Annotated in this window: 9 protein-coding genes; 8 read left to right on the top strand and 1 reads right to left on the bottom strand. The window is 45.1% G+C overall.

The genetic code is table 11. From position 1 onward, the window contains the following. Positions 1-321 precede the first annotated feature (321 nt). From glyA to F6J90_RS11445, 6 genes are all read left to right on the top strand, one after another. On the top strand, positions 322-1605 hold the full coding sequence (gene glyA / locus F6J90_RS11470; RefSeq protein ID WP_293093102.1) for a serine hydroxymethyltransferase: 1284 nt from the start codon (positions 322-324) through the stop codon (positions 1603-1605). Positions 1606-2127: 522 nt separating this feature from the next. Further along, entirely contained in the window at positions 2128-2292 is a 165-nt protein-coding gene (locus tag F6J90_RS11465) for a hypothetical protein (protein WP_293093100.1), read from the top strand. 923 nt (positions 2293-3215) lie between these two features. After that, positions 3216-3962 carry a PEP-CTERM sorting domain-containing protein gene (locus F6J90_RS11460; protein WP_293093097.1) on the top strand — a complete coding sequence of 249 codons (747 nt, stop codon included), beginning with the start codon at positions 3216-3218 and terminating at the stop codon, positions 3960-3962. A 556-nt stretch (positions 3963-4518) separates the two neighbouring features. Further along, positions 4519-6156 carry a biotin/lipoyl-binding protein gene (locus F6J90_RS11455; RefSeq protein ID WP_293093095.1) on the top strand — a complete coding sequence of 546 codons (1638 nt, stop codon included), beginning with the start codon at positions 4519-4521 and terminating at the stop codon, positions 6154-6156. A gap of 12 nt (positions 6157-6168) precedes the next feature. Next, positions 6169-6309, top strand: a complete 141-nt coding sequence (locus tag F6J90_RS11450; RefSeq protein ID WP_293093093.1) for a hypothetical protein — start codon at positions 6169-6171, stop codon at positions 6307-6309. 176 nt (positions 6310-6485) lie between these two features. Then, on the top strand, positions 6486-9713 hold the full coding sequence (locus F6J90_RS11445; RefSeq protein ID WP_293093090.1) for an efflux RND transporter permease subunit: 3228 nt from the start codon (positions 6486-6488) through the stop codon (positions 9711-9713). 115 nt (positions 9714-9828) lie between these two features. Here the strand turns inward: F6J90_RS11445 and queA are convergent, their stop codons facing one another. Next, positions 9829-11037: a tRNA preQ1(34) S-adenosylmethionine ribosyltransferase-isomerase QueA gene (gene queA, locus F6J90_RS11440; protein WP_293093088.1), complete on the bottom strand. Its 1209-nt coding sequence runs from the start codon at positions 11035-11037 to the stop codon at positions 9829-9831. Between the two features lie 139 nt (positions 11038-11176). Here queA and F6J90_RS11435 point away from each other — a divergent pair, with 139 nt between their 5' ends. Both F6J90_RS11435 and F6J90_RS11430 read left to right on the top strand, forming a co-directional pair. Next, the gene (locus F6J90_RS11435) at positions 11177-11566 is read left to right on the top strand and encodes a hypothetical protein (protein WP_293093086.1); all 390 of its coding nucleotides are present in this window, start codon (positions 11177-11179) and stop codon (positions 11564-11566) included. 202 nt (positions 11567-11768) lie between these two features. Beyond that, positions 11769-12971, top strand: a complete 1203-nt coding sequence (locus F6J90_RS11430) for a transposase (RefSeq protein ID WP_293094831.1) — start codon at positions 11769-11771, stop codon at positions 12969-12971. The last annotated feature ends 122 nt before the right edge of the window (positions 12972-13093 follow it).

Here is a 13093-nt window from a genome sequence, read left to right as displayed (position 1 = left end):
TAGGCATAAGTAGTAGGGATAAGTAGTAGGGTGCGTTATTAACCCACCCTGTAGGTAGAGTTACTGGGTAAGTCCTGTTTAAGGGTCGTGTCCAAACAAACCACCTGCCAAAAAATCTTCAGGGCGACTAAAGCTGCTATTTAGCTACCGGTAGTCGCTGATGGGATAAACCCGTGCATCAAAGCGCTACCTCAGTTTTTGATTCCCGCTCCTGCCTAGACGGGGCTTGATTGCCTCAGAGGATTTTTTGTAAGCACATACACCTTTAAGGTTGTTGTGTCAATTAGCAAACGTGATCGATCCTAGGAACAAGTAAAGAAAGTGACTCAAACTAATTTAGATTTTCTCGCCGAAACCGATCCCACGATAGCCACCTATCTGGGAGAAGAACTCCAACGTCAACGGGAGCATCTGGAACTTATTGCTAGTGAGAACTTCACCTCCCCAGCGGTGATGGCAGCACAAAGCTCAGTGCTAACTAACAAATATGCTGAGGGATTGCCCGGAAAGCGCTACTATGGCGGCTGTGAATTCATTGACAAAGTGGAACAAGTAGCGATTGACCGTGCTAAAGAACTCTTTGGTGCTGCTCATGCCAATGTGCAGCCCCATTCTGGCGCTCAAGCGAACTTTGCGGTATTTCTAGCCTTACTAAAACCTGGTGACAAGATTATGGGGATGGATTTGTCCCATGGCGGACACCTCACTCATGGGTCACCGGTGAATGTGTCGGGCAAATGGTTTGAGGTGTGTCACTACGGTGTCAGCCAGGAGACTGAGCAATTGGACTATGGTCAGATTCGGGAACTTGCTCTGAAAGAGCGTCCCAAACTGATTATTTGTGGCTATTCCGCCTATCCCCGAATCATTGACTTTGAAAAATTCCGCGCCATTGCTGATGAAGTGGGTGCTTACCTGATGGCGGATATGGCTCACATTGCTGGCTTAGTTGCCACTGGTCATCACCCTAACCCCCTTCCTCACTGCCATGTGGTCACTACTACCACTCACAAGACCCTGCGTGGTCCACGGGGTGGCTTGATTCTGACCAATCAATCGGATTTGGGTAAAAAGTTCGATAAGGCAGTGTTTCCCGGAACTCAGGGAGGTCCGTTGGAACATGTGATTGCTGGTAAAGCTGTTGCTTTTGGGGAAGCCTTGACCCCAGCATTCAAAACCTATTCTGGTCAGGTGATTGAAAATGCTAAGGCTTTGGCAACAGCACTGCAAAACCGGGAGTTAAAGATTGTTTCTGGTGGTACAGATAACCATGTATTACTGGTAGATTTGCGCTCTATTGGTATGACAGGTAAGCGAGCTGACCAACTGGTGAGCGGCGTTAAGATTACGGCTAACAAAAACACTGTTCCCTTTGACCCAGAGTCGCCCTTTGTCACCAGTGGCTTGCGGCTAGGTTCCCCAGCCATGACTACCCGGGGCATGGGAGTGCCAGAATTTACTGAGATTGGTAATATTATTGCCGATCGCTTACTGAATCCAGAGGATGAGCAAGTGGCAACTGAATGTCGTCAGCGTGTGGGACAATTATGCGATCGCTTTCCTCTGTATCCCCATCTCACCAGTCTTGTACCAAGTTTGGTCTAAGGGTTGAAGGTTGAGGGTTAAGCAGTAGGGTGGGCAAACTTCTTTGATCTAGAATACTCAAAACAACCAAACTGTTTTTGCCCACCCTACAAGCTGATGTCAGCTGATGTCAGTAGGGTGGGCAAACTTCTTTGATCTAGAATACTCAAAACAACCAAACTGTTTTTGCCCACCCTACAAGCTGATGTCAGCTGATGTCAGTAGGGTGGGCAAACTTCTTTGATCTAGAATACTCAAAACAACCAAACTGTTTTTGCCCACCCTACAAGCTGATGTCAGCTGATGTCAGTAGGGTGGGCAAACTTCTTTGATCTAGAATACTCAAAACAACCAAACTGTTTTTGCCCACCCTACAAGCTGGTTAACGAGAAACGAGTACTACTATATGAGAAACCTGTACCAGTTTCTTGCTAACGGGTACTCGTTAGTGGTAAATGGGTACTCCTGTGTTAAAAGTCAGTACCCGATCTAGTTTGTTGTTGACCGTTGACCGTTGACCCTTAACCAGAGACTTCGCCAATAGTGTCTTTGGTTTATCAGGGAGTCGGGAGTCGGGAGTCGGGAGTCGGGAGTCGGGAGTCGGGAGTCGGGAGTCGGGAACTTCGGATTAAAAAAGCTGTCCGCCGTAACCCACCAATAGTCAGCGATTTCAGCTGTCTTAAGATTTACTTTATAAACAGTCTCTAAGTCCTATTCTGTCAACATCAATAATCGAACAGCCCTTATTCACAGATTTAAATTGTGAATAGGGGCTCTTTGGGGAGATGGGGAGATGGTCAGAGGGTAGACCGGCTTTTGCACAAGTGGATTAACCGTTGGTCACGCTACGGGAACGATTGGCCGTTGGCCACACTACGCGATTGACCGTAGGTCACGCTACTTGAGGTGGAAATTTAAATGCATCTTAGGTTACCAAGTATAGCGTTTTATTTGAGATGTAAACATAGGACTGCATCAAGACAGGGAACAGGGAACAGGGAACAGGGAACAGTAGGAAAGAGCTCCGAATAGTTTTTGATGTTATCAGAAATCAGCAATATTGTTTATGACCTATTTGTAAATGCTATATTTCCTAAATTATCTCTTATCAAAGGATTTTTCATCAAAACTTTATTAAGTTAAAGATTTAGTGAAGTTTCCTTTAAGTAGCTAAATTATTACAGATTTATATGTAATAGTGTTGTTGGAAAATAAATCATTCATCAATGTTAACTAGTTCATTGTTTTCATAGCTACCAACCTAAAGCCGTCAAAGAAAAGACCCCCATCTGGGGATAATAATCAAAAATGAACACTATCCTTAGAGCGCGCAGCTTAAGTTCCTAGGGATTTTTATCATTAGTTACATCCATGCTTAGACTAGTTGGCTTGGATGGGTCAGATCATGGTGCTTGCGTATTAAGAGGCTCTAGATTTTAGAATTAATTGATTTGAGCCCCTTGATGTTTAGATGATCTGACTTATTAAGGAATTTTCCAATACTCTCCAAAGCGATGCAGTCGCTCATGGGATAAACCTCCTTTGGCCGCGCTGCATCAAGACATAGTTCGAGCAAATAGTGTCGTCGCGAAAACCATAGCATTTTCCCTAACAAAGGAGGAATCAATTTTATGTCTACTCGCCAATTTTTCAATGTCTTAACCCTATGCTCAGGTACAGTAAGTTTAGTTAGTGCGGCAACTCTTTTAAGTGCTAACCCAGCCCTAGCAATTGTCAATGGCAGTTTTGAGACTGGTGATTTCAGCCCATGGGCAACCATAGGCGACACTAGTATTCAAACAGCCGCGTTTGGAAGTGGTCCCACAGATGGAAACTTCCAAGCTCTACTAACCACTGATTTTGGCTCAGTTCCTGTCTCGGATTTAGAAACATTTCTAGGATTAACAGCTGGAAGCTTAGCTACTATCCCTAATCTTCCCAATGTAGACACTCCCAGAGAGGGTTCTGCAATTCAACAAACCTTCACCGCCCATGCCGGAGATATTTTGACTTTTGATTGGAACTTTCTCACGGATGAATTTACATCTTCTAATTCAGGAACTTTTAACGATTTTTCCTTCGTGAGCATAGCTAAAATGGTAGATGGGCTAGCTGACACCAACTTCCCACTATTCATAGAATCTTTGACAGATTTCGATGAAGAGACTGGCTTTCAGAGTTTTTCTTATACCTTTGAGACCTCCGGAAGCTTTAGTTTGGGATTTGGAGTCTTGGATGAGGATGATTTTATTGTTGACTCTGGACTGCTGATTGACAATGTTCAGCTAACATCTGTTCCGGAACCTGCTTCAATTTTGGGCTTACTAGCATTAGGTGCTTTGGGAACAGGTGCAGCTTTCAAAAAAAAGACTGCTTAAGCATATGCGCTACGCGAACAGCGTTCAGCGCTCAGCGGTCAGCAGACAAAATACATTCTTGTCATTAGTTTAAATTAATCCTCAGCAAACCCCACTTGTTTAAGACACTGGTGGGGTTAATTTATGATTTGTGATTTATCATTTATCATTTGTAATTTGTAATTTGTCCACAAATCGACCGAAATTTAAATGCAGCCATTAATTTATCCCGTCTGGGATACAATACAGATGAAAGCCTATAGAGGGGTAACCGCTCCCTACTCCCTACTCCCTACTCCCTACTCCCTACTCCCTTAATAAAATAATCTTATCCCTCGGTTTTAGTACTTATCCTGATTTCAATAGAAGTTTTGAGGCTGTATACTTGACAAAACTTCCGGTAATCCTATACTACGGGTTTATGGCACGGTTGCTCCAACTGATATATGGTAGATATCTGCTTGTTCTGATGCGCGCCTGTGGCATTTCTCTAGAAACAGACTCCTTGGTGACAGGCGATATTCCTATACTGGCCTAATCAAAAGTACTTAAGACTTGACGCTACAGGAAATAAACAATGAAATCAAATCCTTTGCCTCAAAAGCACTTGTCCTCACCTCAACCAATTCAGGAAGACATTGATCAAGGGGTTCAACAGCAACAACAAGACCCATTACCCGAACTAGAAACGGAAGCTGCCAGGGAAGCAACCAATACCCCCGCCCATCCCTCCCGCAAAAAGCGACCGATGTGGCCTTTTCTTCTGCTCGGTATCGGTATTCTAGCATTGGGTGCGATCGCTTTCAAACAGTCCCAACCTAATCCTGAAGTATCACAAAACACCATCACAGCAGCCCCAGCTGAACCTAACCGGTTACCTGTACGAGCCACCCCAGTCAAAATTTATCCACTGCAACAGTTAGTTTTTGGCAATGGTTTCGTTTCAGCAGTGCGAGGCAAACACCTGACCTTCCAAACCTCAGGAACCATCACCTATCTCAAAAAAGTTAATGGACGGGATCTGCGAGAGGGAGATTTTGTCAAAAAGGGTGAATTACTAGCAAAATTAGATGACCGCAGACTGCGAGCCGATCTGGCACAAGCTCAAGCCCAAACTGCTGAAGCTCAGACCAAAAGGGTAACAGCACAAGCCAACTTGTCTCAAGCTCAAGCAAACGTAGAACAAGCCAAAGCACAAGTACTGAGCAACCAAGCCCAGTTTGAAGCAGCAAAAAATGATTTTGACTTAGCGATATCTGAATTCAAACGTCGTCTAGAACTTTTCGATGCCGGTGTGATCTCAGAGAGTGATGTTGATGTCTACAGAAATAGAGCCGAGGATGCTCAATCCCAAGTCAGAGCAGCACAAGCTCAAGTTAATGCTGCCTTGAGCAATGTCAAAGCGGCTGAAAGTCAGTTAGCATCTGCCCAGTCACAATTAACTGCTACTCAAGCCCAGATTGCTTCAGCAAAGGCTGGACAAACCCGCTCTACCATTAGTCTAGAAGATACGGAGATTGTAGCACCTTTTGATGGCATTGTAGCCCACCTTAATATCCGAGAGGGAGACTTCTGGACAACTCAAATTTTAAACAGTGTAAACACTGGTAATTATCAGAGTGTAGTCGATTCAGTGCCTATCATTGTCAATGACCCTAGCGCTTATGAAGTCAATGTCGAACTACCCAGCTTTTATGGCCCATTGGTGCAACCAGGTCAATCAGCTTATGTGGTGTTAGATCAAGACATGAGTACTGCCTCTACTAAAGGAATGACCCAACAGGAATTGTTTCGCCTGGCTAAAGCCCGAGGCGCAATTTTTTCAGTCAGTCCTTCGGTTAACCCTGGTGAGCGTTCTGTACACGTGACCATCCGCCTGTACCAAGGAAGTAAGAATGTACTGGATCGAGAGCGAGTTTCTGTTTGGATCGCTCTAGCAGAAAACCCCACAGCCCTAAGTGTTCCTCTTAATGCAATTGTCTACCGAGACCAGAAACCCTATGTATTTGTTGTAAATCAACAAGAAAACGTCGTCAAACTGCGTCCGGTAACAGCGGGGATTAGGGGGATTTCTATGCAAGAAATTACAAGTGGTGTTGAAGTTGGCGACTTAGTGGTCACAGAAGGACTAAATCGCTTAGTTGATGGCACACCAGTTGAAGTGATTAACTATAGCAAAGGGAACAGGGAACAGGGAGTAGGGAGTAGGGAGTAGGGAGTAGGGAATATGGCATCAAAAGTAAGTATTCAGTGGTCAGCCTTGGCCTTTGGCCACGCTACGCGAACAGTGGTCAGCCTTGGCCTTTGGCCACGCTACTTGAGGTGCGGTCAGCCGTCAGCTTATTTTATTCAAAAGTATCTCAAGTAGACTGGCCACAGGTCTTTGGCTAATAGCACCTCAAGTAGCGTGCGCGTAGCGCTAATCGCTGATAGCTGATAGCTGAATGCTTACCATCAAAAATTATCACAATTCATTTAGGATCCCTATAGTAATTTTGGAAGTTGGTAATTGGTCAGATGACGTTTTACTTTGGTAGGTAATTGATGAGTAGTAAGCTGGTTTCGTCCAACTCTAAACCTGAGGTTTTACAGGATAAATTACATCATAATGGGCATCATGGGCATGATGTGCCTGATGTTAACCGAGCCTCAGGTTTAGCTAAATTCTTTTTCCTGAAAACAGTATTTGGTATTCTCTTGATCGTTTTGCTAACCTTGGGTGGGTTGATGGGTTATCAGTCGATGGTCAAAGAAGCCGATCCAGATGTGGAAATTCCGATGGCGATAGTGACTACTAGTTGGTCAGGGGCTGACCCAGAAACCATAGAAACTCAAGTCACAGATAAAATTGAAAAAGAACTCAAATCCCTCAAGGGATTGAAGAAAGTTGAGAGTGCTTCTTTCAACGGTTTCTCCCAGATATCAGTTGAATTCCAAGCTAATGCCAATGTTCAGGAGTCGATGGCACTGCTGCGGCAAAAAGTTGATGATGCTGAACCGGAGATTAATTCAGAGGCTAATCAACCAAATATAGAGCAAATCTCTGCCCAAGATGTCCCGATTTTCTCGATTGCTTTATATGGTAATCTCGATCCGGCGGTGTTCAGTCGGGCGGCGGAAGATATTCAAGAAAGACTCGAAAAAGTCTCGGGTGTACGGGAGGTTAATTTAGCAGGACAACGGAAAGAAGTTATCAATGTCCAACTTATCCCCAGCCGCATGATTACTTTGGGGATTTCCCCAACAACAGTAAGTGACCGCCTCAGAGTTGCTAACCAGGATATGCCCTGGGATCAGATTGAAAACGAACAGATTGGAGCCCAGGTGCGATTGTACGGTAGGTTTCGTACCTTGGAAGATTTACGTAGCTTGCCTATCACTCGTTTGGGTGGTAGTGATGGTAGGGTAGTGCGCCTAGATGAAGTTGCCTTAGTACGTCGGGATTTGGAAAGGGAAAAGACTCGTGCTTTCATGAGTTGGCAGGGTTCTGAGTTTGAACCCACCGTCAGCATGGATGTAGTGAAAGTACCAGGGTCTGACTCGATTAACGTCATCGAAAAAACCTTAGAAGAACTGGAGTCTCTCAAGCAAGACCTCAATGTCTGGCCTTTTGGGATGGATTATCGGATTACCTACAGGCAGGACGAAGAGATTCACGATGAGCAGAATAACCTGATCAGTAATGTGATTCAGGCAGTGATTGGTGTTTTTATCGTCTTGTTCATTGCCCTGACCTGGCGAGAAGCCATAATTGCAGGGTTATCGATTCCTTTAACCTTTCTCGGAGCTATATTTCTGCTCTGGCTTGGTGGGTACACCCTCAACAATATGATCTTATATGGGATGGTCATAGCACTAGGATTGCTGGTGGATGTATTCATCTTAATGATGGAGGGGATGCATGATGGACTGTTTGTGGAAGGGTTAACCTTTAATCAGGCAGCCCTTAAGACTGTGAGAACCTATGCAGCACCAGCCTTTTCCGGTCAGATGACAACTATTCTAGCTATGGCACCCCTGCTGGTAATTAGTGGCACGATGGGCAAGTTTATACGCTTGATGCCGATCACAGCAATTATCTGTCTGTTGCTCAGTTATGCGATCGCTTTATTAATCGATATACCCTTGTCTCGCTTTGTGTTAGGTAATGTCAAAGGCGGGATTCAAAAAACCCGCATTGATAAATTAACCGAATCCGCCTCTGAATGGTTTAAAAACTGGAGTCTCAAGTTTACAGTACGTAACCGAGCAATAGCTGGTGCTTGGATTGTCGGCACTGTAGTTCTTTTTATGACCTCTTTGGTTGCGGTTGCGCAATTACCAGGAACGCTTTTTCCTGATGCTGACACCCGGCCTATCAGTATCAATGTGGAATTACCCCCCACAGCAACCTTGGCAAAGTCTCAACAAGTGGCAGATGATTTAGGAGAAATTTTGCGTTCCAAGGATTATTTTGAAAGTGTCACCAAATTAGTTGGTCAAAAAAGTGCTTTAGTCCAAGAGAGTGGTCTTAAGCCCACACAGGATAACTATTTACTAGGTTTCTCAGCACTATTTACCAAAAAAAACGAGCGCGACCAGTTCTCCTATGACTATATAGATGACTTGCGAACAGAACTGAATCAGGCGATCCGTAATTATCCTGGAGCATCCCTAGTCATAAATGTTCCTGGTACTGGTGAAGGCGGAGACCCCATTGCCATTGAGCTAAAAGGCAATGACATGAACACACTGCGGCAGATTTCCGGTGAAGTCCAATTAGCACTGCGCCAGATTGATGGGACTGAAGATGTCCGTGATGGCTTGGGAGATTTGCGCAACGATATCAAACTTCGACCCAAACGGGAAGCTATGGATTTTTATGGCATCAGTGAAAATGACCTAGCCCTGCAGGGACGCTACATGATGACCGATAACGAGATTACAGACTCTGCCATTAGAGCAGGAAAAGACGACTTAGAAATTCGCCTGAGTACTGCGTGGCCCTCCCGCAATGGCGCTGTAGGTGGTCCCACTCGTCGTGATGAGTTGAGAATGTTTCAAGTGTTTTCATCAGACCACGGAGCAATATCGGGAGAGGCGATATTGGATATTGAGCAGAGCATGGCTCCCCTATCGATTACCCATACAGATACCGAACGCACAGTTACTGTTTATTCTAAAGCTAAAGGTCGCACGTCTGGAGAGATTTTGGCAGAGTTACAGCCAAAATTAGAGCAAATGAAGAAAACATGGTCTCCAGGTTATGATTACAAATTTGGCGGAGAGGCTGCAACTCAAAGTGAGACCTTTGGTTCCGCAGTTAACATGTCCTATGTATCACTTTTCTTAGTTTTTTCGGTACTGGTGCTGCAATTTGGCTCTTTCACCCAGCCTTTCATTATTATGCTCTCTATCCCCTTTGCTTTGATTGGCACCTTTAGTGGTTTCTCTTTGCTCGGGATACCCCTTTCGTTTCCTGCCATAATTGGGATTATTTCTCTAGTGGGAATTGTAGTTAATGATTCCATCGTGATCGTAGAAACCATGAACAACCATCGCTCCAGTGGAATGAAAGTGCGACAAGCTGCAGCTCATGGTGCTTCTGACCGACTGCGCCCGGTACTCACCACCAGTATTACCACCATGGTTGGTTTGATTCCTTTAGCACTAAGTGATCCCATTTGGTTTCCTTTGTGTATGGCAATTATCTTCGGTTTATGTGCCTCAACCTTGAGTGCCTTGCTGGTGATTCCTTGTTTGTATTTACAGTTGACCCCAAATAAGAGATAGGCACAACAGCAGAGGTCATGGTTTTAGACATAGCGATCGCATTACCTACTCAAATTTAACGCCCACAGCTACGGTATTCCCTACTCCCTACTCCCTACTCCCTACTCCCTATTCCCTACTCCCTACTCCCTATTCCCTGTTCCCTGGGAACATCTCTAGCTTCTGGCAAAATTAACATCGCATCACCAAAGGAATAAAAGCGATAACTAAGAGCGATCGCATCCTGGTACAAGGTCAGTAACCGCTCCCTCCCTACCATGGCGCTAACTAACATTAATAAACTCGACCGAGGTAAGTGGAAATTGGTAATCAATCCCTCCACTACCTGCCACTGATAGCCTGGGTAGATAAATAAGTTAGTCTTACCACAATAGGGTTGTAATTCCCCATCCACAACAGCTCCCTCTAGAGCACGGACTACCGTTGTTCCTACAGCAATCACTCTGCCTCCGGTTGCTCTAGTTTCCTGAATTTGCTCGACAGTTGATTGGGGGACTTCTAGCCACTCTCCGTGCATGTCGTGCTCGGTAATATCCTCCACTTCTACAGGCCGAAATGTACCAACCCCCACGTGTAGGGTGATATACCCTAGCCGAATTCCCTGTTGGCGACAGTTTTCGATTAGCTCATTGGTGAAATGAAGTCCAGCGGTGGGAGCGGCAACAGCACCGTTCTTTTGAGCATAAATGGTTTGATACTGGTCTGGGGTAGCTTGAGAGTCTTGGATATAGGGGGGTAGAGGAACCTGGCCATACAACTCCAATAGGGTTTCCCAGGATACTCCCTCTGGGAAATCAAACTGCAATATCCGCCCACTGGTCGCTTCATCTGTTGCCAGAACAGTTGCTTTAAGAGGAGGTAGGGGGGTAGTTAGGTGTTTTGAGACGGTACTATCGTTGAGCCCAACGTCCGATGAGGGAGTAAACCAAATCTCTGCTCCTGGCTTGAGACGCCTACCTGGTTTCACTAAAGCTAGCCAACTCTGGTGTTGTCCCTGCTGTTGTCCCTGCTGTTGTTCCTGATGTTGTCGCTCTTCTAACAACAAAATCTCTACAGGCACACCAGTGGATTTACGCCCATAGAGTCGAGCGGGGATAACCCTGGTGTTATTGAGGATCAATAGGTCACCCGGTTGCAATAGCTGAGGTAATTCCCTAAAGATGTGGTGGCTATGGTGAGTTGGTGAATCTACCACCAGCAGTCGTGAACCATCCCTCTCGCTCAAGGGTGTTTGGGCAATTTGCTCTTGAGGTAGTTCATAGTCATAGCTTGAGACTAATCGGTCGATTTGGTGCTTGGATGTCTGTTTGTCAATCCCTGTCATGCTGTTATTGGTAAATTGGGGATATTCCCCTATCTAAGATCGGGGGAATATCCCCTGTCCGTTAGCAATCCTGCCTTGCGAAAATAAAGATAGCGCATATGATATGAACCCTCGGTTGGTTACTAACTAACTCCTCTCTATGGATTACCTTTACTTTTTAGCTAATGCCAGTCTAACTCTGCGAGTCGTTGAGTATCTAAAAGACTCGCCCCAGCTACCTATCAAATTTGCCACGGTGATTCATCGGATTGATGGCTGGGTGGTTAAGGTCAAGATGGACACACCCTTAACCGCTCAACAACATGGAGACTTTCGGGCTTATATGAACGAGTTGGGGATTCCCTACAACCCAGACATTCGTGTGCAAATGGCTCTGTGGAGTCTGGAAACCGGACAGTCACCTGTAGAGGTCATGCGTCGCTACCAAGTTGCTGTGGTTTCTCATGGTTGTCCAAACCAGAGCGACATAGAAGCTTTTTGCGAACAATTCACCATGGGGTTGGGATATTGTCCAGAAACCTTGGCTTGAGCAACGCTCAATTAATGTAGGGTGGGCAGTGGATCAGACAGATCCAGAAACTGACCGAAAAATCTAAGGGCGCAAGCCCCTGAATTCTATTCATGGGGTTAGCCCGCAGGGAATTTATTCCCTGATAAATCTCCAGGAACTTTTGCTCTGAGATATCGACTATGATAGTAAGTAAAGCAAGGGAGCCAAGGAGGTGATTCGAGTGCTTGTAATGGAGTTCAAAGCCGTTGTTAAAGAACCCCAAAAAATCGCAATAAATGAAGCTATTAGGACAGCCAAATTCGTCCGTAATAAAGTGCTGCGGTACTGGATGGATAATAGGGGAGTCGGCAAGAAAGAACTTTACCGTTACAACACTCAATTGCGCGATGAGTTTAGCTTTGTCAAGGAACTCAATAGTCATGCCTGTCAAGCTTCTGTAGAAAATGTAGAACGGGCGATTAAGCGCTTCTACGACAACTGCATGGGTGAGGTGCCAGGAAAGAAAGGTTACCCTAGATTCAGAAAGCACTGTCGCTCGGTTGAATATAAGCAGTCTGGGTGGAAGTTATCGCCAGATAAAAAATCAATCAAATTCAGCGACAAGAAAGGGATCGGAAGAGTTAAGCTCAAAGGTACATGGGACTTATGGCAGTTCGACCAGAAACAAATTAAACGGGTAAGGATAGTCCAAAGAGCTGATGGGTACTATGTTCAGTTTTGCGTCAAAGTAGACAATCACGAAGAACTAGAACCAACAGGAAACGCCATAGGTTTAGATGTTGGCCTGAAAGAATTTTATACTGATTCCAATGGACACGCTGAACCTAACCCGAGATTTTACCGAACGGGTGAAAAGCGCTTAAAATTTTATCAACGTCGGGTTTCCCGCAAAAAGAAAGGCTCTGCTAACTGTCAAAAAGCCATTAATAAACTAGGTAGGACACACCTCAAAATAAGTAGGCAACGTGAAGAACATGCCAAGAGACTGGCACGTTGCGTAATCCGGTCTAACGATTTGGTCGCCTACGAAGAGTTGAGGGTTAAGAACTTGGTTAAAAACCGCTGTCTTGCCAAATCTATTAATGATGCTGGTTGGTATCAATTTCGGGAATGGCTGGAATATTTTGGCGATAAATTTGGCAGGACAACTGTTGCGGTAAATCCTGCTTATACTAGCCAGAATTGTTCTGATTGCGGCCAAGAGGTCAAAAAGTCATTATCAACTCGAACCCACGTGTGTAAATGTGGGTGTCGGTTAGATAGAGATCACAATGCCGCCATCAATATTCTCAGACGAGCCTTGAGTACGGTGGGGCACACCGGAACTTTTCTCAACGCTTGGGGAGAGGGTACCTCTACTCTTCTTGGTTCCGACCTGGAAGGGCAAGTAACCTCGTTGAACCAAGAATCCCCTAGCTTCTAGCTATGGGGAGTGTCAAAAAGCACGTTGCTAGGCACTGCCCACCCTAGGATTAATCACAACGTTGCCAGATCTTAGTAATACCTAGAATTTTGATAAAATCGGTTATGATGCAGCATGGTAAT

Origin of the sequence: Moorena sp. SIOASIH, assembly GCF_010671925.1 — a bacterium.
GTDB lineage: Bacteria > Cyanobacteriota > Cyanobacteriia > Cyanobacteriales > Coleofasciculaceae > Moorena.
The sequence above is the reverse complement of the archived record's forward strand: the minus strand, read 5'-3'. Positions and strand labels throughout refer to the sequence as shown.

Excerpts from the sequence above, each read along its gene's own strand:
- F6J90_RS11460 (WP_293093097.1), top strand. The coding sequence starts at position 3,216 with ATGTCTACTCGCCAATTTTTCAATGTCTTAACCCTATGCTCAGGTACA.
- F6J90_RS11455 (WP_293093095.1), top strand. The coding sequence starts at position 4,519 with ATGAAATCAAATCCTTTGCCTCAAAAGCACTTGTCCTCACCTCAACCA.
- F6J90_RS11450 (WP_293093093.1), top strand. The coding sequence starts at position 6,169 with ATGGCATCAAAAGTAAGTATTCAGTGGTCAGCCTTGGCCTTTGGCCAC.
- F6J90_RS11445 (WP_293093090.1), top strand. The coding sequence starts at position 6,486 with ATGAGTAGTAAGCTGGTTTCGTCCAACTCTAAACCTGAGGTTTTACAG.
- queA (WP_293093088.1), bottom strand. The coding sequence starts at position 11,037 with ATGACAGGGATTGACAAACAGACATCCAAGCACCAAATCGACCGATTA.
- F6J90_RS11435 (WP_293093086.1), top strand. The coding sequence starts at position 11,177 with ATGGATTACCTTTACTTTTTAGCTAATGCCAGTCTAACTCTGCGAGTC.